Genomic DNA, 19,353 nt, shown 5'->3' with positions numbered 1-19,353 from the left:
ATTGGGACAGACGGCACCGTAAAAGGCCTGTGTCCTGCTCCATGTCGGCCTTCGCCTTTCGCCCGGGTCGGCATCTGCGCCGCAGAGGGCCGGGAGCGTCGAGTGCGGTCTAGCCGGGGTGCTTGGTCCGGCTGCCCCGTCGCCAACGGGGCGAGTCCCTGCCGGGCCGTCTCAATCGGTGCGTGCGCCTGGCCCTACTGCCAGACCGCGACCGTGGCCGTCTGGTCGATCTCCGCCTCGTTCGGCATTCCCTCCGCGTCGGACAAGCCGAACTTCACCGCGTGTTCGCGCAGCCAGATGACCAGCGCCTGCCGCGGCGGCTTGCCGATGGAGCCGCCGGTGGCGAGCCATGCCTCGACGGCGGCCGCGAGCTTGGGGGCATAGCGCTCGTTCAAGGGGTCCAGGTAGCCGGGGACCGCCGAGGCGGGCGCTTCGGGAAAGAAGAATCCGCTGCGGAAGCCGCGCCGGGTCAGCCATTTCACCAGCGAATGGCGGTCGACGGTCGACAGGTCGACGTCGAGGCTGCCCGGGATGGTGCCGACCTGGGTGCCGACCGGATCGAACTGGGGTTGCTCGACCTGCCGGCCTTCGATGGTCCCGAGCGACAGGGCGTTGCCGATGCCCTGCTTGGCGGCTTCGTAGCCCCGCGGCCGGTCGGAGGGTCTCCACGATTCGCAATAGGTGCCCACTTCGGATGCGGGATCCTCTCCGATCACGAGCAGCGCGGCCTGCCGCACGGACAGCGAATCGCACAGGCGCCAGTAGTTAGAGATTTCGACTTCGTTCTCGTAAAGCATTTGTTCCCCACAAGGTCTGCTGACGACATTCCAGGCACCGCGCCGCTGGACGCGCTCGCAAAACACGCCGGCTTGCCGGCGTGCAGCATCAACGCTGGCGCCAATCGTATGCGCCAACGCCATTTCTGCCGCGTCGCAGGGGCGTCGGAAGGCGCAACTGCCGCCAGCGTCGGTGCCGGCCGTGGTAACGAGGGCACAGCATCATGGCTTCGGCTTGCGGATCGAATGCTCCAATAAGCTGGTGCGAAAGGCGATTTTCCGGACGATCCCCGAGAACGCCCGGACCGCCGGCGACGGGCGCATCGGCAAGGACCAGAGCATTCCGGGCGTGCGGCTCGGGGTGGGGCTCTCCAGCCGGACCAGCCGGACGCCCGCATCGGTCGGCACCGCGTTCGCCGCGATGATCGACGCCAGCTGCGTCTTGGCGACCAGGCCCATGATTGGCGCCAGCGCGTTCATCTCGACCACCACGTGCGGCTCGGCACCGCAGGAGCGCAGGCATTCGTCGAGCATCTGCCGGGTGGCGAAGCTGGCGGGCAGCATCACCATCGGCAGCCGGTGCAGCTCGACCATCCGGACCCGCTTGCGGCGTGCGAGCGGATGGTTCTCGGACACGGCCAGCACCATCTCCTCGTTGTAGAGCGGCTCGAACTGCAGCGAGCCGGGCAGTGCCGGCCGGTAGGCGATGCCCAGGTCGAGCAGCCCCTGCTGCAGCCGCGAGGCGATCACGTCGGCGGCCAGTTCCTCCACCACCACCCTGTAGCGCGGGTACCGCTGGTGGAAGCTGGCGATGCAGTCTGGGATGAAGCCCATGTTGAAGGTCGGCGTCGAGCCGATGCGCAGTTCGCCCGCCGTCTCCTGCGAATCCTCCCGCAAGGCGCCCAGGCCGCGGTCGATCTCCTGCAGCGCGAGGGTGGCGTGGTGCAGGAAGGCCTCGCCCGCCTCGGTGAGGGCCACCCGCTTGCCGGCGCGGTCGACCAGCCGGGTGCCCAGCTCGTCCTCGAGCTGCTTGATCTGGTGCGACAGCGTCGACTGCGTGACATGCAGCCGCTCGGCCGCGCGGGTGAAGTTGAGCGAGCCCGCCAGGGCACTGAAGTAGCGGAGGTGGCGCAGTTCCACGGCAGAGTTCCTGGTGATGATCGACCGGGTCGATGGTATCCATGAAAAACGATCATTTTGCGAAAGGGCGGGGCCTGCCTAGAGTCCTCGTCACCCGCAACGGGCACAAGAATCCAGGAGACAGCGCAGTGCAAAAAGTCCTCAGCGGCATCAAGGTGCTCGAACAGGGAACGTTCATCACCGGGCCCGCCGCCGGCATGTTCCTCGCCGACCTCGGAGCCGAGGTGGTCAAGGTCGAGCAGCCGGAGAGCGGCGATCCGTTCCGGGCCTTCCGGGGCGGCCTGTACAGCCCGCATTTCCAGACCTACAACCGCAACAAGCAGAGCATCACCCTCAATCCCAAGCTGCCGGAGGATGCGGCGGTGTTCGACGAGCTGGTCAAGGATGCGGACGTCTACATCCAGAACTTCCGGCCCGGCGCGGCCGAGCGGCTGGGTGCCGGGGCGGCGCGGCTGCGGGCGCTGAACCCGCGCCTCGTCTACTGCTCGATCAGCGGCTTCGGCGCATCGGGGCCCGCTGCCGGCCGGCCGGCCTACGACACCGTCGCCCAGGCGGCCAGCGCATTCCTGCAGCTGCTGGTCAATCCGGTGAACCCGCGGGTGGTGGGGCCGGCGATCGCCGATGCGATGACCGGCTTCTATGCGGCCTACGGGGTGATGGGCGCGCTGGTGGAACGCGGCCGCACCGGCGTGGGCCGCACCGTCGAGGTGTCGATGCTCGAGGCGATGTGCCACTTCAACCTGGATGCATTCACCCACTACTTCTCGGCCGATGAGGTCATGGGGCCCTTCAGCCGTCCCAGCGTGTCCCAGTCGTACGTGATGGAGTGCGCCGACGGCCTGTGGATCGCCCTGCACATGTCCTCGCCCGAGAAGTTCTGGCAGGGGCTGGCCCATGCGATCGAGCGGCCCGACCTGTTCAAGGACCCGCGCTTCGCCGACCGCGAGGCGCGCATCGCCCATCAGCCCGAGATGATCGAACTGCTGGCCGGCCTGTTTCGCGAAAGGACGCGGGCGGCGTGGTGCACCCGGCTCGAAGCCGAGGACGTGCCGCATGCGCCGATGTACGACACCCGGGAAGCGATGGAAGACCCGCAGGTCCGCCACCTGCAGCTCGAGGTGAGCGCGCCGCATCCCGAAGGCGGGCAGTGGCGCACGATCCGCTCGCCGGTGAGCTTCGACGGCGAGCGCGCGCTCGCCGTGACCGCGCCGCCGGTGCTCGGCGCCGACAACGCGCGGATCGTGGAGCCGCTGCGGCGCCGGTTGCGCGGCGACTGACGCACGCGACGCACCCGAAACGAAACAGAAGAAAAGGAGACACGCCAGATGACCCCCTCGAACGAGAACGAACTGACCCAGGCCGTGCTGCAGCGGCTGGAGGGCACCGACGACCTGCGCTTCGCACGGATCATGGAATCGCTGATCCGGCACCTGCACGCCTTCGTGCGCGAGGTGGAGCTGCAGCCAGGCGAGTGGATGCAGGGCATCGAATTCCTGACCGACGTCGGCAAGGCCTGCGACGACAAGCGCCAGGAGTTCATCCTGCTGTCGGACACGCTGGGCGCTTCGATGATGGTGGTGATGCTCGACCAGATCCGGGCCGCCCGCGCATCCGGGCATGCAGCGGCCGACGCGCCGTTCGCCGCCACGCCGACCACCGAGGCCACGGTGCAGGGCCCGTACTACTGGGCGGGCGCCCCCGAGATGCCTTGCGGGGCCGACATCGCGCAGGGCACGTCGGGAGAGCCGACCTTCTACAGCGGCCGGGTGTCCGACACCCGCGGCCAGCCGATCGCCGGCGCGGTGCTCGACATCTGGTCGGGCGACGGCGACGGCGTCTACGACATGCAGGTCGAGGGCGCCGGCATGGCGGCGCGGGCCCGCATCCGGACCGATGCCGAAGGCCGCTACTGGTTCTGGTCGATCAAGCCCTCGTTCTATCCGGTGCCGGTCGACGGGCCGGTCGGCCGCATGCTGGGCCGCATGGGCCGGCATCCCAACCGGCCGGGGCACATCCACATGATGGTCTCCGCGCCCGACCACGTGCCGGTGACCACGCACCTCTTCGTGGCGGGCAGCCCCTACATCGATTCCGACGCGGTGTTCGGCGTGCGTCCGAGCCTGATCGTCGACTTCGAGCCGCACCCCGCGGGTGCCGCGCCCGACGGGCGGGTGCTGGACGCGCCCTACTGGTCGGCGCACTACGACTTCCATCTGCAACCCACCTCGGCGCAAGGCACGGCACCATGAAAATCGGCAAATCCACCGTTCCCCGCACCGCCATCTGCACCTCGGACGAGCACACCATCGTCGTGCGCGGGCAGGACCTGTGCCAGGACCTGATCGGGCACACCTCCTTCGCGGACTACTTCTTCCTGCTGCTGACCGGCCGCCGGCCCGACGCCGCCTGCAGCGCCGTCCTGAACGCGACGCTGGTGGCGATCGCCGAGCACGGACTGGTGCCGAGCGTGCAGGCCAGCCGCATGACCTACGCCGCGGCGCCGGATGCGATGCAGGGCGCGGTGGCGGCCGGCATCCTGGGCTGCGGCTCGGTGATCCTGGGGGCGTCCGAAACCGCGGGGCGGCTCTTCGCCGACGTCGCCGCGCGGGTCGACGCGGGCGAGGCCCTCGACGACGTGGCGACGGATGTGATCCGCACCCTCAAGTCGACCCGCAGCGCCATCCCAGGCTACGGCCATCCGCTGCACAAGAGCAGCGATCCACGGGTGGCGCGGCTGATCGCGGTCGCGACCGAGGCGGGCGCGGATCTGCGTTTCGTGGAGATCGCGCAGGCGATCGAGCGGGTGATTCCCGGCATCGTCGGCAAGGAACTGCGGCTGAACGTGTCGGCCGCGATACCGGCGGTGCTGCTGGGCGTGGGATTCCCGGTGGCGTCCCTGCACGGCGTGCCGATCCTGGCCCGCACCGCGGGGCTGATCGCACACCTGGCCGAAGAGGCGGAGACGCCCTCGGGCTTCGCGCTGTCGTACCAGGCGACGCGGGAGCTCCAGTACGAGGGCGAGCTGCCCGACGGCTTCGGAGCCGCGAAGTGAAGCGCCGCCTGGTATTGACCGGCGCGCTGGCAGCCGCCTCGGCGGCCGTGGCGCAGACGCCGGCACGGCCGATCCGGCTGGTGGTTCCGTTCGGCGCGGGCACCTCGACCGACATCGTCGGCCGCACCCTGGCCGAGGCCCTGGGCCGGCAGCTGGGCCAGACGGTCATCGTGGAAAACAAGCCCGGCGCGGGCGGTGCCATCGGCAGCGACCAGGTGGCCAAGTCGGCGCCCGACGGGCAGACACTGCTGCTCGGCACGGTCGGCACCCATGCGATCAACCCTTCGCTCTACAAGCGGCTGCCCTACCAGCCGCTTACCGACTTCGTGCCGCTGGGCCTGGTCGGCACCACGCCCACCCTGCTCGTCGTGCCGGCCGCGTCGCCCTGGAAGGGCATCGCCGACATCCGGCAGGCGGCCAACGGGGCGACCAGCTTCGCCTCGGCCGGCAACGGTACCTCGGGGCACCTGGCGGGCGAACTGCTCAACGTGCGGCTCAACAAGCGCTTCGTCCACGTGCCCTACCGCGACGGGGCGCAGGCCATGACCGAACTGATCGCCGGCAACGTGCAGTTCATGTTCTACCACCCGGCGGCAGTGCTGCCCTACGTGCGCTCAGGCCGGCTGCGCGCCCTGGCCGCCTCCAGCGCCAGGCGCAGCGTCGCCGCGCCGGACGTTCCCACGCTGGGCGAGCAGGGCGTCGCCGACTTCGACCTGGTGGCCTGGTTCATGTTGTATGCGCCGGCGAACCTGCCGGCCGACCTGCGGGAGCGCCTGCGCGAGGCGACCCGGCAGGCCATCGCACTGCCCGAGGTGCGCGAGAAGCTGTCGCAGCAGGGCATCGAGCAGGCCGAGATGGGCGGCGCCGAACTGGCCGCCTTCGCGACCGCGGAAGTGGCGAAGTGGGGCGAGGCCGTGCAGCGGTCGGGTGCCCAGGTCGACTGAGCGGCAGGCGGCCCCGCCCCGGGGCGACGGATTCCGAGCAAGCAACGAAAAGGCGGGTCGAACCCGCCGAGGAGACAAACATGCGTTCTGTATTCAAGTGGGTGGGCGGTGTGGCCCTGGTTCTGGCATGCGGTGCCGCGATGGCGCAGGCCGCAGCGTGGCCGACCAAGCCGCTGCGCATCGTCGTGGGCTTCGCGCCGGGCACGCCGCCCGACATCTTCGCGAGGCTCTATGGCGACTACGCGTCGCGCAAGCTGGGGGTTCCGGTGGTGATCGACAACCGGGCGGGGACGGCGGGAAACCTGGCCGCCGACACGGTGGCCAAGGCGCCGCCCGACGGCTACACCTACCTCTACAACCTGTCGACCGGGTTCACGATCAACCCGTACATCTACAGCAAGCTTCCCTACGATCCTAAAAAGGATTTCGTTCCGGTCGGCACGACGATGCGCCAGGGGCTGGTGCTGATCGCGCCGCCCAAGCTCCCGGCCAACACGGTCAAGGAACTGGTCGCGGCGGCGAAGGCGGCGCCCGGCACCATCTCGCACGCCTCGTACGGTGCGGGCAGCCCGTCGCACCTGATCGTCGAGTGGCTGAAGGACGAGACCGGCACGAACATGCTGCACGTGCCCTACCGCGCCAGCCCGGTGGCGGACCTGATCGGCGGGCAGGTCGATACCCTGATGGAGCCAATCGCCACCGGCTACCCGCTGATCTCCAGCGGCCGGGTCAAGGCGCTGGCCTACTCCGGCGAGGCGCGGCACCCCGCGATGCCCGACGTGCCGACCCTCTCGGAGGTGGTGCCGGGGCTGACGATGATGTCGTGGCACGGCATCTGGGCGCCCGCCGCGACGCCGCCCGCCATCGTCGGTCGGATGAACGCGCTGATGGTCGAGGCGAGCCGCGATTCCGATCTGCAGAAGCGCATCCGCGACCTCAACAGCGAGCCGCTCGGCCTGTCGCAGGCGGAGATGATCGCTTTGGTGCAGCGCGATTCCGACATCTACAGCCGCATCGTCAAGGCGAAGAACATCAAGGTCGACTGAGCCGCGGCAGCCGCACCCCCAGCTTCAGCGCGCGGGCCCGAAGCCGAACAGCGACTTCTTGCGCGGCGCGTCCTGGCCGGGTGCGTCGTCTGCGGACGCGTCGGCTTCGCCGTCCCGCGCTGCCGTGGCTTCCGCCTGGCGGGTGCGCGGCCCGGTGTCCAGGTCGCCGGCCAGTGCCTGCAACGCGCGCAGGCCCTCGGCCATCGCTTCCTTGTAGGTGGCGCAGGCGCTGTCGGCGCGCTGGATCTCGTTCCAGGCGATGGTGTCCGCCCGTTCGGTGAGCACCCAGACGAACCGGCCTGCGTGGGGCTCCTCGGCATGCACGGCGATATGGCGGAGGCGCGTTCTCATGCGTAGAGCGTAGCCGAACGGCCCCGCGCGCGGCGCCGGCCGTCGCTGCCTACCGCGGCCGCGTGCTTTCGCTTACAGCACGCCCGGCGACATCGCCCACGCTGCGGTGTCCGCCGGGCGTCCGGCAAAGGAAACACACCATGGCAACTGGAAGCCGCACGCTCTGGAAGGGCGCCATCACCTTCGGCCTGGTCCACATCCCGGTGGGCCTGCATACCGCCGCGACGGAGCAGGGCGTCGATTTCGACTGGCTCGACAAGCGCACGATGGACCCGGTCGGCTACAAGCGCATCAACAAGCGCACCGGCAAGGAAATCGACAAGGACGACATCGTCAAGGGCGTGGCGTACGAGGACGGCAAGTACGTCATCATCAGCCCCGACGAGATCGATGCCATCTTCCCCCGCACGACGCAGACCATCGCCATCGAGCGCTTCATCGACGCGGCCGACATGCCGTTCATCTTCCTGGAGCGGCCGTACTTCGTGGCGCCTGTGGCCAAGAGCGACCGGGTGTATTCGCTGCTGCGCGAGACGCTGATCGCCACCGGCAAGATCGGCCTGGCGCGGGTCGTCATCTCCACGAAGCAGCACTTGGCCGCCTTGGTGCCATCCGGCCCGGCCCTGGTGCTGAACCTGCTGCGCTGGGGCGACGAGGTAAAGCCGCTGGATTCGGTGGAACTGCCGCCCGAAGGCGCCAAGGGGCTGAGCGCGGCGGAGCTCAAGATGGCCCGGCAACTCGTGTCGGAAATGTCGGGCGACTGGGACCCGGACGACTTCAAGGACGAGTTCCGCCACCAGGTCATGAAGCTGGTCGAGAAGAAGGCCAAGGCCGGCAAGACCGAGACGGTGCTGCAGCCCGAGGAGCAAGCGCCGCAGAGCAGCGGCGAGGTCATCGACCTGACCGAGTTGCTCAAGCGCAGCCTCCGGGGCGGCGACAAGCCCACGGCGAAATCGCCCGCGAAATCCGCAGCGAAACCGGCGGCGAAAAAGACCGCCGCCAAGTCGGCGCCTGCCAAAAAGGCGCCGCAGAAGAAGGCAGCCTGAGGTGTAGCGCAAAGCCGGTAGGCGGGTGCTCAGGCTTTGGAGCCGCATCGGGCATGCACCCGACGACGCCGACACCTACTGCGCTCCGACTCCTACAGCGCCCGGCATCGACCACCCGCATCCTCGTATTTTCTTTTGAGGAGTACCGAGATGCGCAAGATGATTTTGATGGCAGTGGCTGGCTTCCTGTGGAAGAAGTTCAAGGCCCGCAATGCCACGGTCCGGCCAGGGACGCCGGTGACGCCGGTTGCACCTGCACGCCGCTGGTAATAGCTTCGGTTGCTGCACGGCAGCGCGCTACATCGAGGCGCTTTGCACCATGCCTCCGCTCGATCAGCGGAGTGGGAATGCCGATCGACGAAGGCCCGACGCCGTGATGCGGCGGCGGGCCTTTCGTTCGTATGATCCGCCGCCACCGGCGGTGTCGGCCACACCTTGCGGGCGACCGGCCTGATCCCGATGCGGGGCGGGCGCCCCGCGAGTTGCCGAGCCGGGAATCCGGCAGGACGTTCAGTCGCCTGCCGCCCCCGGCCGCACCGTGATGCCGTAGAGCGCCAGCAGCCCCAGCACATGCCCCACCGCCACGCCCGGCTCGCCGGACTCGATGCGGGCGATGGTCTGCACATGCACTCCCACGCGGGCGCCTGCCGCGGCCTGTCCCTCGCCGGCGGCGATGCGGGCCTGCCTGGCCGCGGCGCCGAGCGCCCGGGCGGTGTCGAGTGCATCGCTGCCGATGTCCGCGGAGATTCGTTTGCCTTGCGCCATCCCGCGATTGTCTTCCAGATCGCAGGAAGCCGGGGCCGGCGTGCCACGCCGGCCTCCAGCTATCTTTTCGATAGCAACCTCATCGCGGGCGGTGCAGTGGCAGGAGAGACGGCATCCGCCCCGGGGCCGCGGACGTCCGCCACCCTGGGGCACCACCGCGGCGCGCTTCCCCTGGGCGCCGCGCCTCAGCGCAGCATGCCGGCCGCGCTCTGCTTGCCCTGGCGGGCCTTGCCGCGGTTCTGCTGGCGCAGCACCTTGTTGACCAGGGCGGATGCCTCGATCGCCATTTCCACCGCCGCCGGGCCGTCCGGGAAATGCTCGGGCATGCGCTGCGACAGCCAGGCGTAGGCCGAGTAGATCTTGCAGGCGTCTTCCGCGTCCTGCAGCGAGCTGCGGCCTTCGCGCAGGCCCACCGCCTGGATGCTCGACGGGCGTTTGCGCTCCACCGCGTTGGCCCAGGTCCAGAGCTGGTCCTGGAATTTCGGCAGCCGGGTGCTGAGCGGCACCAGCGAGAAGAGGAAGCGCTCCTGCAGCGGCATGCGCAGGCCGTCGAGCCACTTGGCGCGGTCGAGCTGCTCGGTGAGGGAGGTGGGCACGAAGAACACGTCGTTCACGTCGATGTTGCGGCGGAACAGCGTCAGCAGCTGCAGCAGGCGGTTCTCCTGCGTCACCATCTCGATCTGCTGCAGATGCTCCTGCGTGGGGGCGACGTAGAAGCCGGTGCGCGCCACCGGCTCCAGCGCGGCGGTGAGCTGCTTCCTGATCGACTTGTGCACCCGGCCACCGAGCCCCAGCACCGTGCCCGATTCGGACATGCCGAAGCGACCGGCGCGGCCGCCGATCTGCTGCACCAGCCAGGTGGGGATCGGCCCGTCCTCGGTGCCGTCGTACTTGGTGTCGGTGGTGAAGATCACCCGCGAGATCGGCAGGTTCAGGCCCATGCCGATCGCGTCGGTCGCGACCAGCACCTGCGCCTGGCCGGAGCGGAACGCCTCGGCCTGCGCCTGCCGCACTTCGGGCGAGAGGTTGCCGTAGATCGTCGCGACCGAGAAGCCCGCCTGCGCGACCTGCTCGGCCAGCTGCAGCACGTCGCGGCGCGAGAACGCGATCACCGCGTCGCCGGCCTTGAGCTGGCGCAGCGAGTCGAGCGGCTTGTCGCCCATCGCCAGCTTGGATTTGCGCTCCATCACCCGCACCTCGCATTCGCAGCCCAGCCGGCGCGCCAGCGATTCGACGGCGGCGCGGGCGGTGGTGGAGCCCACCAGGTAGACGGTGTCGGCCGGCACGCCGCAGACCGCGGCCGTCCAGGCGGCGCCGCGGTCGCTGTCGCCCAGCATCTGGATCTCGTCGATCACCGCCACCTCGACCCGGGTGTGGGTGTCGAGCATCTCGACGGTGCTGGCCACGTGGGTGGCGCCCGGCTGGATGCGGCGCTCTTCGCCGGTGATCAGGTTGACCGGCACCTTGGCCGCCTTCAGACGCTCGTAGTTCTCCAGCGCCAGCAGCCGCAGCGGCGCCAGGTAGACGCCCGACTTCGCGGCCTGCAGGGCCACCATCGCCTCGTGCGTCTTGCCCGAGTTGGTGGGGCCGAGCAGGGCGATGATCTTGCGGTGCATGCCGGCCGCGGTCTGGAACGTGTCCGGGAACTGCGCCAGGTTGATCGACTGGCGGGTGCGCTCGGCGGCCAGGTCGGCGGTGCGCTGGCCGGCGGCGGCCTCGATCCGGTCCATCGCCAGCTCGAAGGCCTTGGGCGCCAGTTCCTTCGGCCGCAGCAGAGCGTCCCAGCAGTAGTCGCCGGTCTCGACGCCGCGGTCGGCGGCGCGGCGGATCGCGTTCATCACGAAGGCGGTGACCTCGCGCTCGAAGTCGCCCGCCACCCGCTCGTCGAGGCGGGAGGCCAGCAGCGCCACCTGCTTGTACGCCGGCAGCTTGACCCAGCGGCCGACCTGCGCCAGCACCGCCTGCGCCGGGATCAGCGAATACGGGACCCGCAGGCCGTCGACCACCACCTCGCCCTTGACGCTGTAGGCGACGGCGGATTCGGTCTTGACGAGCGTGGCCTTGCTACGCTCGAGCAGGGCGTTGAGTTCCTTGACCTGGGCGGCGAGGGCTTCGGCCGAAGGTTCGTCCGAAGGGTGGGAGGGAGAGGTGGAATGCTGGTTCACGGGATGTGTGGGCAGAAGGGGCGCACGGGACGCCGGGGTTGCGCGCAGGCTCTCGGCTCTGGCGAAAAGTTTGCAGGGCGGGCCGGGCCATGGCGGGGCCGACGGTGCGCGCTGCGATCGGAGGCTGCTGGGCCTGGTGGCCGATGCACGGTTCGTGCCGCAAAACAAAAAAGCCCGCCACCTGTGCGGTAGCGGGCTTTCCAGCGCTGACGCGCTTGAAGTGGTGGTGGGCCCTGAGTGACTCGAACACTCGACCTACGGATTAAGAGTCCGCTGCTCTACCAACTGAGCTAAGAGCCCACTTCAAACCTGAAAAATCGGATTTGGCCCACCGTGCCTGTCGCCACCTGGGTGGAGCCGGACACTGTAAGCAAGCCCTAGATTATGCACTATTTATTTCGACGGCCGCAAGCGGGTCGTCGACATCGCGCGATGTCCCGCCATCGGCCGCTACATCAGCAGGTGTTCGCCCGCGTTGTCGCCGCCCAGGATCACGTAGTTGACCTTGCGGATGTCCATCAGCTTCTTGCCGCCCGAATAGCTGATCGAGCTCTGCACGTCCTGCTCCATCTCCACCAGCGTGTCGGCCAGTCGGCCCTTGACCGGCTCCAGGATGCGCTTGCCCTCGACGTGCTTGTACTCGCCCTTGTTGAAGTCGCTCGCGCTGCCGTAGTACTCCTTGAACAGGGCGCCGTCGACCTCGACCGTCTTGCCGGGCGATTCCTCGTGGCCGGCCAGCATGCTGCCGATCATGATCATCGTCGCGCCGAAGCGGATGCTCTTGGCGATGTCGCCGTGCTCGCGGATGCCGCCGTCGGCGATGATCGGCTTGGTCGCCACCCGGGCGCACCACTTGAGCGCCGACAGCTGCCAGCCGCCTGTGCCGAAGCCGGTCTTCAGCTTGGTGATGCAGACCTTGCCCGGCCCGATGCCGACCTTGGTGGCGTCGGCGCCCCAGGTCTCCAGGTCGATGATCGCCTCGGGCGTGCCCACGTTGCCGGCGATGACGAAGGCGCCGGGCAGCTTCTCCTTGAGGTGCGCGATCATCCGCTGCACCGTGTCGGCATGGCCGTGGGCGATGTCGATGGTGATGTACTCGGGCACCAGGCCCTCGGCGACCATCCGGTCGACCGTGTCGTAGTCGGCCTGCTTCACACCCAGCGAAATCGAGGCGTAGAGGTCCTTCTCGTGCATCTCGCGGACGAACCGCACGTTGTCCAGGTCGAACCGGTGCATCACGTAGAAGTAGCCGTTCTGCGCCATCCAGGTCGAGATCGAAGCGTCCACCACCGTCTTCATGTTGGCGGGCACCACCGGCAGCCGGAAGCGCCGGCCGCCGAGCTCCACGCCCGCATCGCATTCCGAGCGGCTCTCCACCCGGCACTTGCGCGGCAGCAGCAAAACGTTGTCGTAGTCGAAGATTTCCATCGAGATTTCCAAGCTTCCATTGCAGGATCACCGGCGGAAGGATTTCCGCGCGGCGTGGGCGCTTGGCTTGTTCCCGGTTGCCGTGGGCAGGGCCGCGGGGCCCTGCCGATCCCCGCGTCGCGCGGGCACAAAAAACCGGGCGACAAGAAACTTGGGCCCGGTGGCTGATTCTAGGGAGGCACGCTCTCGGGCACCGGCCGGCGGGCGTATAGACCTTATACGGCGGTGCCGATGCGATACGCCATTCTCGAAGCAAAAAGGCCTGCAGCCGGCGAAGAGCGCCGGCTTCCAGCTATGGAAAACATAGCAATGCCTCGGGACGTCACGTCGGCCGGCAGACGCTCGCCGCGGCCGCCAGGATGCGGCCGCTGCCGTCCTCCACCCAGCCCACCATCCGCAGCCGCGAGGGGTCGGCGCTCTCGGGTACCCGCATCGACCGCGATTCCGACAGGGCAGTGCCGGCCTTCGGCTGCCAGCGCAGGGTGAGCGCGCCGCGCACCAGCAGGCGCTCGACGGCCGAGCCTTCCGCGCCGGCGGGCAGGGCTTCGGCCAGCACCAGCCAGGCGGTCGCCGGCGCGGTGGCGGTGCGGGGCGGTTTCCAGGCGATCGACACGCCCACGTAGTCCGACACCGCCGCACCGCGTGCCACCCGCAATGCGCCCTGCCGGGCCGCACCGACCGGGGCGGACGCCTGCAGCGTCTCGACCGCCGACGGCGCCGCCCGGTGCAGCGCGTCGAGCCGCGCCTGGGCCTCCGGCAGCGCGGCGGCCGACATCGCAGCGCCGTTGGCCGCGGTGGCCGAGGGCACGATCCAGTCGAGGGTCAGCGTGCGGGCCGGCACCGTCGGGCCGGAGGCGGCGCCCGACCAGCAGCCGGTGCAGTCCGCGTCCAGGAAGCGCTCCTGCAGCACGCGGGGCGCAGGAGCGCCGTCGCTGTTGCAGAGCGTCTGCGCCATCGCGCCGGGCGCCAGGCCCGCCAGGGCCGTGAGGAGGCCCGCGCACCCTGCGGCGGACCGTGCGAAAGACGAGAGGGAAACAGTCGGGCGCACGGTGCACTACTTTCAAAAAGGGTTGGGCGCAACACCGCAGAGCGATGGGATGGGCGGTCGGGGCCGTGGACGTTCGCCTGCTACTCTGCCCGCGTCATAAAAAATAACATCCGGGGGAAGCACCATGGACACGACCGACACGCCGACGATCCGGCCATTCTGGCAGCGGCTCAACACCTTTTTCCTGTTTCCGCTGCAGACCGCGCCGTTGCTGTACGCGCTGTTCATCTCGGCGGCGGCACTGCTGGCCAAGCCGCTGTTCATGCTGTTCGGCGGGCTGGCGCTCGGGGTGGTGGTGCTGGGCGTGGTGCTGGCGGCCAGCCGCTATGCCTGCAAGGTGATCGATTTCGGCTCGCGCGGCATCCTGAGAGTGGCCGACTACCCGCTCCAGCGCGATTCCGACCTGCGCCACCTGCCGTGGAAGCTGTTCGCGGTGCTGCTGGTCCAGGGCCTGGCGACGGTGCTGGTCGCGCGCGTCAATCCCAAGCTGGCCTATCTGGTGATGCTGGCGACCTCGGCGTCGCTGCCGGCGGTGGTGATGGTGCTGGTGCAGTCGTGCAGCTTCCGGGAGGCGGTCAACCCGGCGCGGGCGATCTCCACGATCCGCACCATCGGCTGGCCCTATGCGGCGCTCTGCGTCTTCCTGCTGCTGCTGATGGGCGGTTCGGGCATTGCGACCGACCTGCTGCTGCCCCGGCGCAGCACCTGGTTCACCGTGATGGCCTTCGTGTTCTTCAACATCTACTTCATGTGGGTGATGGCCGCATTGATCGGCTACGTGATGTACCAGCACCACGAGGCACTCGACATCGCGCCCCTGGCAGGGGCCGAGCGCGAGGGCGACGGCCCCGCGGTGCGGCCGGGCATGTCGCCGCTCGACGCCCAGCTGGCGAAGATGGTGGGCGAGGGCGACATCGGCGGCGCGGTCCGCATCGCCGGCCAGGCCCTGAACGACGAGCCCGAGAGCATCGCCGCGCACCGCCGCTTCCACCGCACGGTGCTGCTGTCGGGCGACACCGGCCTGCTGCTGGGCCACGGGCAGACCTTCATCCGGCACCTGGCGAGGGGCGGCTTCTTCTCCGAGGCGCTGCAGGTGTGGCGCGACGGCCGCACGCGCGATCCGGCCTTCGCCTCCGACGATCCGGCCGCGGTGCTGGGCATGGCCCGGCACGCATGGCGCGGCGGCGATGCGGATGCCGCGCTGAAGCTCATCGCCGGATTCGACAGGCGCTTTCCGCAGGAGCGGCTGATCCCGCAGGTCTATGCGCTGGCCGCGCAGGTCGTCGTGCAGCACTACCACCGGACCGACCAGGCGCTGCAGATCCTGCGCACCCTGGAGGCGCGCTATCCGCAGAGCGAGCAGGTGCAGGAGGTGCGCTGGCTGCTGCGCGACACCCTGCCGGCGGCATCGGCCGCGCCGCGCGATGCCGGCACCGCACCGCCCGTCGTGCGCGAGGCCAGCGCCGCCTGATAGCGGCCGGGGCCGTCTCCGGGCCCCCCGCCGCGCGGCCGGCAGCCTGTGCGTCGCGCCGGATCCTCTTCACGACTGGGGCCGCGTCGGATCGCGCGTCAGGCCAGGGCCCGCGTCGCCGCGTCGTCCGGCGCCAGCCGCTGCAGGTGCGGCAGCCAGCGGCGGGCCCGCACCTGCTGCCCGACCTGCAGCAGTCCGTTGGCGCAGCGGCACAGCGTGTCGGCCAGCTGCGGATGGGTCGGCGCGGCGGCCAGCAGCGCGCGGCACAGCTGCTCCACGTCTTCCCACTGGTGCGCCTGGCAGAAGCGCTGGGCCAGCCGCACCATATCGTCGGGCGGGATGCGCACGGCCGGCATCGCCAGGTCGACGTAGGTGCGGTAGGTGGCGTGCTGGAGCGCGACGGTGCCGCTGTCGTGCGGCCGCAGCCGGAAGATCGCCCGCGCGGCGTGGTGGAAGTCGTCGCGGTCGGGCCAGCCGCGGGCCAGGTGGAACCAGGCCTTCAGCGTGGCCGCGTCCTGCGGCCGCAGCGCGGCGGCGCGGCGCCAGGCGGCGCAGGCCCGGTCGAACTCCAGCGCGCCGGTGAGGCGGCGGGCGTTCTCGACCTGGGCGGTGTGGCCGTCGTCCTGCCCCTGCGCAGGCGGCGCATCGGCGGCCCCGGCTCCACGGGCGCGGTGCGCCAGCAGCCACGCGCCCATCACCGCGGCGCCGGTCAGCAGCCCGCCCAGGTGGGTCATGTAGCCCACGCCCTGCCGGCCGGCGGCATGCTGCAGCAGCTCCTGCGCGATCCACGCCGGCAGCAGCACCAGCGCCGGCAGCCGCGCATAGTTGAAATAGAAGAACAGCTGGTAGAAGAACCGCACCCGCCGCAGCCGGTAGTGCACCGCGTACATCGCCATCAGGGCCGACACCGCGCCCGAGGCGCCCAGGCCGATGCCGCGCTGGCCGCCGTAGGCCCAGGCCGCCATCGCGCCCGCACCGAGGGCCCCGAGCAGGTACGCGCCCAGGTAGGCGGTGCGGCCCATGGCCAACTCCAGCGTGAAGCCGAACATGAAGAGGAACACCATGTTGCCGACCAGGTGCCCGGTGCTGCCGTGCAGGAAGGCCGCGGTGAGCCAGGTCACCGGACGCGCGGGGGCGTCGGGCCGGAAATCCTGCGCCCAGCGGTCGGTGAAGGGCGCAGGGCGCAGTCGCTCGTACCGCGCCCGGTCGGCCTGCCACTCGGCATGCTGCGCATGGGCGGCGGAAACCACGCCGCCCGCGCGCAACCTGGACATGAAGGCGGTGTCGTGCTCCATCGCGTCCAGCACGGGGCCCTTGTGGCCGGCCTGGTAGGCGCGCCGCAGCGCGGCGGCCTGCGGGACCCGCTCGGCATCGAGGTGGTCCAGGAAGGCCGGCAGCTCCAGCGCCGGCAGCACGCTGCGGGCGTAGAAGGCGGTGGCCTTCTGCTCGGCCGTGTCCTCGGTGCGCTGCGGGCCCCAGAAGACAGCCATGTTGACGAGGATCAGCAGCACCGTCATCCACGGCGGGTTGCGCCAGTCGGGCTTGCTGTCGAGCGGGATGGCGTAGAACATGGCGGGGCGCTGCGCTGCGGTATGGAGAGGGCGGAGGCGCCGCGGAGGGTGCGCTTCCTACAATGCCGGGATGTTCCCACAAGACCCGCCGACGGCGCTCCACCATCCGTCCGCCCCCCCCGGCGAATCGCCCCTGATCGCCACCCTCAACCCGGAGCAGCGCGCCGCGGTCACATTGCCCAACGACCATGCGCTGATCCTGGCCGGCGCGGGCTCCGGCAAGACGCGGGTGCTCACCACCCGCATCGCCTGGCTGCTGCAGAACGGCCACGTGTCGCCCGGCGGCATCCTGGCGGTCACCTTCACCAACAAGGCCGCCAAGGAAATGGCGGTGCGCCTGTCGGCGATGCTGCCGGTCAACGTGCGCGGCATGTGGATCGGCACCTTCCACGGCCTGTGCAACCGGCTGCTGCGGGCCCACTACAAGCTGGCCAACCTGCCGTCGGCCTTCCAGATCCTCGACACGCAGGACCAGCTCTCGGCCATCAAGCGGCTGATGAAGCAGTACAAGGTCGACGACGAGCGTTTCCCGGCCAAGCAGACGCAGTGGTTCATCTCGGGCGCCAAGGAAGACGGCCTGCGGCCCGGCGACGTCGAGGCGCGCAACGAGGACGACCGCAAGAAGGTCGAGCTCTACCAGCTCTACGAGGAGCAGTGCCAGCGCGAGGGCGTGGTCGATTTCGGCGAGCTGATGCTGCGCAGCTACGAGCTGCTGCGGGACAACGATCCGCTGCGCGAGCACTACCAGCGGCGCTTCCGCCACATCCTGGTCGACGAGTTCCAGGACACCAACAAGCTGCAGTACGCCTGGCTGAAGCAACTGGCCGGCCCCGGCAGCAGCGTGCTGGCCGTGGGCGACGACGACCAGAGCATCTACGCCTTCCGCGGCGCCAACGTGGGCAACATGGCCGACTTCGTGCGCGAGTTCGACGTGCACCACCAGATCAAGCTGGAGCAGAACTACCGCAGCTACAGCAACATCCTCGACTCGGCCAACGAGCTGATCAGCCACAACACCCGGCGCCTGGGCAAGAACCTGCGCACCGACCAGGGCCCCGGCGAGCCGGTGCGGGTGTTCGAGGCGACCAGCGACTTCGCCGAGGCGCAGTGGATGGTCGACGAGATCCGCCAGCTGGTGCGGGACAACGGCACCGAGCCCGGCTTCCAGCGCAAGGAAATCGCGATCCTCTACCGCAGCAACGCCCAGAGCCGGGTGATCGAAACCGCGCTCTTCAATGCCGCGATGCCCTACCGGGTGTACGGCGGCCTGCGCTTCTTCGAGCGGGCCGAGATCAAGCACGCACTGGCCTACCTGCGGCTGCTGGAGAACCCGCACGACGACACCAGCTTCCTGCGGGTCGTCAACTTCCCGCCGCGCGGCATCGGCGCCCGCAGCCTGGAGCAGCTGCAGGACGCGGCGCGCGCCGCCGGCACCTCGCTGCACGACGCGGTGAGCACCGTGCCCGGCAAGGCGGGCGCCAACCTGGGCGCTTTCGTCGCCCGGATCGACGTGATGCGCGAGCAGACCCAGGGCATCTCGCTGCGCGAGATCGTCGAGCTGGTGCTGCAGCACAGCGACCTGGTCGAGCACTACAAGGCCGACCGCGAAGGCGCCGACCGGATCGAGAACCTGGAGGAACTGGTGAACGCGGCCGAGAGCTTCGTCACCCAGGAGGGTTTCGGCCGCGACACGGTGGCGCTGCCGGTCGACGAGCTGCGCCAGTCGCCCGCCAGCCAGGGCCTGGACCCGTCCATCCCGCTGCTCGACGAGCCGATGCCCCTGCCGCCCGACGCCGACACCGGCGAGACGCTGAGCCCGCTGGCCGCCTTCCTGACCCATGCCGCGCTCGAATCGGGCGACAACCAGGCCCAGGCCGGCCAGGACGCGGTGCAGCTGATGACGGTGCACGCCTCGAAGGGCCTGGAGTTCGACGGCGTCTTCATCGGCGGCATGGAGGAGGGCCTCTTCCCGCACGAGAACTCGATGAGCGACCGCGACGGCCTGGAGGAAGAGCGCCGGCTGATGTACGTCGCCATCACCCGGGCCCGCAAGCGCCTGTACCTCAGCCATTCGCAGACCCGGATGCTGCACGGCCAGACCCGCTACAACGTCAAGAGCCGCTTCTTCGAGGAGCTGCCCGAGTCGGCGCTGAAGTGGATCACCCCGCGGCAGCAGGGCTTCGGCAACAGCGGCGGCAGCAGCGGCGGATTTGCTATGAATTCCGTAGCTGGAGGCCGAGGCGGCTCGCCGGCTTACGGCCGATTCGGCTCCGATTCCGCGTCCTTCGCCAGCCCGCCGGTGCCGGTGCAGAAGGCGGCGCCCTCGCACGGGCTGCGGTCGGGAATGCAGGTGTTCCACACCAAGTTCGGCGAAGGCACGGTGCTCGCGATCGAGGGCACCGGCGCCGACGCGCGGGCCCAGGTGAACTTCCCGCGGCACGGGGTGAAGTGGCTGGCGCTGTCGGTGGCCAAGCTCACGCCGGTGTGAGCCGGGCGCGGCCGGCCGCCTGAGCGGCGCTGCCTCCTCCGCGCTGCTGCGTCGCCCTGCGG

Annotated in this window: 16 protein-coding genes and 1 tRNA gene; 8 read left to right on the top strand and 9 right to left on the bottom strand. The window is 69.8% G+C overall.

The features are described 5' to 3' along the window. Positions 1-194 precede the first annotated feature (194 nt). A complete protein-coding gene (locus ASE76_RS03505; protein ID WP_156362502.1) occupies positions 195-914 on the bottom strand; it encodes a hypothetical protein in 720 nt (239 codons plus the stop codon). 84 nt (positions 915-998) lie between these two features. Next, the gene (locus ASE76_RS03500; RefSeq protein ID WP_055834680.1) at positions 999-1,916 is read right to left on the bottom strand and encodes a LysR substrate-binding domain-containing protein; all 918 of its coding nucleotides are present in this window, start codon (positions 1,914-1,916) and stop codon (positions 999-1,001) included. Positions 1,917-2,044: 128 nt separating this feature from the next. Here ASE76_RS03500 and ASE76_RS03495 point away from each other — a divergent pair, with 128 nt between their 5' ends. The 5 genes from ASE76_RS03495 to ASE76_RS03475 all read left to right on the top strand — a co-directional run bounded on the left by ASE76_RS03495 (position 2,045) and on the right by ASE76_RS03475 (position 6,958). Then, on the top strand, positions 2,045-3,193 hold the full coding sequence (locus tag ASE76_RS03495) for a CaiB/BaiF CoA-transferase family protein (protein ID WP_055834677.1): 1,149 nt from the start codon (positions 2,045-2,047) through the stop codon (positions 3,191-3,193). 48 nt (positions 3,194-3,241) lie between these two features. Further along, positions 3,242-4,165: a dioxygenase gene (locus tag ASE76_RS03490; RefSeq protein WP_055834674.1), complete on the top strand. Its 924-nt coding sequence runs from the start codon at positions 3,242-3,244 to the stop codon at positions 4,163-4,165. Further along, positions 4,162-4,968: a citryl-CoA lyase gene (locus tag ASE76_RS03485; RefSeq protein WP_055834671.1), complete on the top strand. Its 807-nt coding sequence runs from the start codon at positions 4,162-4,164 to the stop codon at positions 4,966-4,968. The genes ASE76_RS03490 and ASE76_RS03485 overlap by 4 nt, the downstream gene beginning before the upstream one ends. Continuing rightward, positions 4,965-5,912, top strand: coding sequence for a tripartite tricarboxylate transporter substrate binding protein (locus ASE76_RS03480; RefSeq protein ID WP_055834667.1), 948 nt, complete (start codon positions 4,965-4,967; stop codon positions 5,910-5,912). The genes ASE76_RS03485 and ASE76_RS03480 overlap by 4 nt, the downstream gene beginning before the upstream one ends. An 80-nt stretch (positions 5,913-5,992) precedes the next feature. Continuing rightward, a complete protein-coding gene (locus tag ASE76_RS03475; protein ID WP_055834664.1) occupies positions 5,993-6,958 on the top strand; it encodes a tripartite tricarboxylate transporter substrate binding protein in 966 nt (321 codons plus the stop codon). A 24-nt stretch (positions 6,959-6,982) separates the two neighbouring features. Here ASE76_RS03475 and ASE76_RS03470 read toward each other — a convergent pair whose 3' ends face one another. Beyond that, on the bottom strand, positions 6,983-7,309 hold the full coding sequence (locus ASE76_RS03470) for a hypothetical protein (protein ID WP_156362501.1): 327 nt from the start codon (positions 7,307-7,309) through the stop codon (positions 6,983-6,985). A 140-nt stretch (positions 7,310-7,449) separates the two neighbouring features. On the opposite strand from ASE76_RS03470, the gene ASE76_RS03465 reads away from it, so the two are divergent. Further along, positions 7,450-8,355, top strand: a complete 906-nt coding sequence (locus tag ASE76_RS03465; protein WP_055834659.1) for a Ku protein — start codon at positions 7,450-7,452, stop codon at positions 8,353-8,355. Positions 8,356-8,865: 510 nt separating this feature from the next. On the opposite strand, the gene ASE76_RS03460 is transcribed toward ASE76_RS03465, so the two are convergent. The 5 genes from ASE76_RS03460 to ASE76_RS03440 form a co-directional block, all read right to left on the bottom strand. After that, entirely contained in the window at positions 8,866-9,120 is a 255-nt protein-coding gene (locus ASE76_RS03460; protein WP_055834656.1) for a helix-turn-helix domain-containing protein, read from the bottom strand. Between the two features lie 185 nt (positions 9,121-9,305). After that, the gene (locus ASE76_RS03455) at positions 9,306-11,285 is read right to left on the bottom strand and encodes a helicase-related protein (protein WP_156362500.1); all 1,980 of its coding nucleotides are present in this window, start codon (positions 11,283-11,285) and stop codon (positions 9,306-9,308) included. Between the two features lie 224 nt (positions 11,286-11,509). Then, positions 11,510-11,585 (bottom strand) — tRNA-Lys (locus tag ASE76_RS03450). Between the two features lie 150 nt (positions 11,586-11,735). After that, on the bottom strand, positions 11,736-12,713 hold the full coding sequence (locus ASE76_RS03445) for a GMP reductase (RefSeq protein ID WP_055835612.1): 978 nt from the start codon (positions 12,711-12,713) through the stop codon (positions 11,736-11,738). Positions 12,714-13,035: 322 nt separating this feature from the next. Then, on the bottom strand, positions 13,036-13,761 hold the full coding sequence (locus ASE76_RS03440) for a hypothetical protein (RefSeq protein ID WP_236698314.1): 726 nt from the start codon (positions 13,759-13,761) through the stop codon (positions 13,036-13,038). Between the two features lie 124 nt (positions 13,762-13,885). Here ASE76_RS03440 and ASE76_RS03435 point away from each other — a divergent pair, with 124 nt between their 5' ends. Beyond that, positions 13,886-15,232: a tol-pal system YbgF family protein gene (locus ASE76_RS03435; RefSeq protein ID WP_055834651.1), complete on the top strand. Its 1,347-nt coding sequence runs from the start codon at positions 13,886-13,888 to the stop codon at positions 15,230-15,232. A gap of 98 nt (positions 15,233-15,330) precedes the next feature. Here the strand turns inward: ASE76_RS03435 and ASE76_RS03430 are convergent, their stop codons facing one another. After that, positions 15,331-16,803: a rhomboid family intramembrane serine protease gene (locus ASE76_RS03430; protein WP_055834647.1), complete on the bottom strand. Its 1,473-nt coding sequence runs from the start codon at positions 16,801-16,803 to the stop codon at positions 15,331-15,333. 70 nt (positions 16,804-16,873) lie between these two features. Between ASE76_RS03430 and ASE76_RS03425 the strand changes: the two genes are divergently transcribed. Further along, on the top strand, positions 16,874-19,291 hold the full coding sequence (locus tag ASE76_RS03425) for a UvrD-helicase domain-containing protein (RefSeq protein WP_055834643.1): 2,418 nt from the start codon (positions 16,874-16,876) through the stop codon (positions 19,289-19,291). Positions 19,292-19,353 lie beyond the last annotated feature (62 nt).

The organism is Xylophilus sp. Leaf220 (genome assembly GCF_001421705.1).
Lineage (GTDB): Bacteria > Pseudomonadota > Gammaproteobacteria > Burkholderiales > Burkholderiaceae_C > Xylophilus.
Note: the sequence above shows the minus strand (reverse complement) of the source record. Positions and strands in the feature narration are given on the sequence as shown.

Bases quoted from the DNA above. Each gene is read 5' to 3' on its own strand.
- ASE76_RS03460 (WP_055834656.1), bottom strand. From the start codon at position 9,120: ATGGCGCAAGGCAAACGAATCTCCGCGGACATCGGCAGCGATGCACTC.
- ASE76_RS03435 (WP_055834651.1), top strand. From the start codon at position 13,886: ATGGACACGACCGACACGCCGACGATCCGGCCATTCTGGCAGCGGCTC.
- ASE76_RS03475 (WP_055834664.1), top strand. From the start codon at position 5,993: ATGCGTTCTGTATTCAAGTGGGTGGGCGGTGTGGCCCTGGTTCTGGCA.
- ASE76_RS03485 (WP_055834671.1), top strand. From the start codon at position 4,162: ATGAAAATCGGCAAATCCACCGTTCCCCGCACCGCCATCTGCACCTCG.
- ASE76_RS03490 (WP_055834674.1), top strand. From the start codon at position 3,242: ATGACCCCCTCGAACGAGAACGAACTGACCCAGGCCGTGCTGCAGCGG.
- ASE76_RS03465 (WP_055834659.1), top strand. From the start codon at position 7,450: ATGGCAACTGGAAGCCGCACGCTCTGGAAGGGCGCCATCACCTTCGGC.
- ASE76_RS03445 (WP_055835612.1), bottom strand. From the start codon at position 12,713: ATGGAAATCTTCGACTACGACAACGTTTTGCTGCTGCCGCGCAAGTGC.
- ASE76_RS03425 (WP_055834643.1), top strand. From the start codon at position 16,874: ATGTTCCCACAAGACCCGCCGACGGCGCTCCACCATCCGTCCGCCCCC.
- ASE76_RS03430 (WP_055834647.1), bottom strand. From the start codon at position 16,803: ATGTTCTACGCCATCCCGCTCGACAGCAAGCCCGACTGGCGCAACCCG.
- ASE76_RS03470 (WP_156362501.1), bottom strand. From the start codon at position 7,309: ATGAGAACGCGCCTCCGCCATATCGCCGTGCATGCCGAGGAGCCCCAC.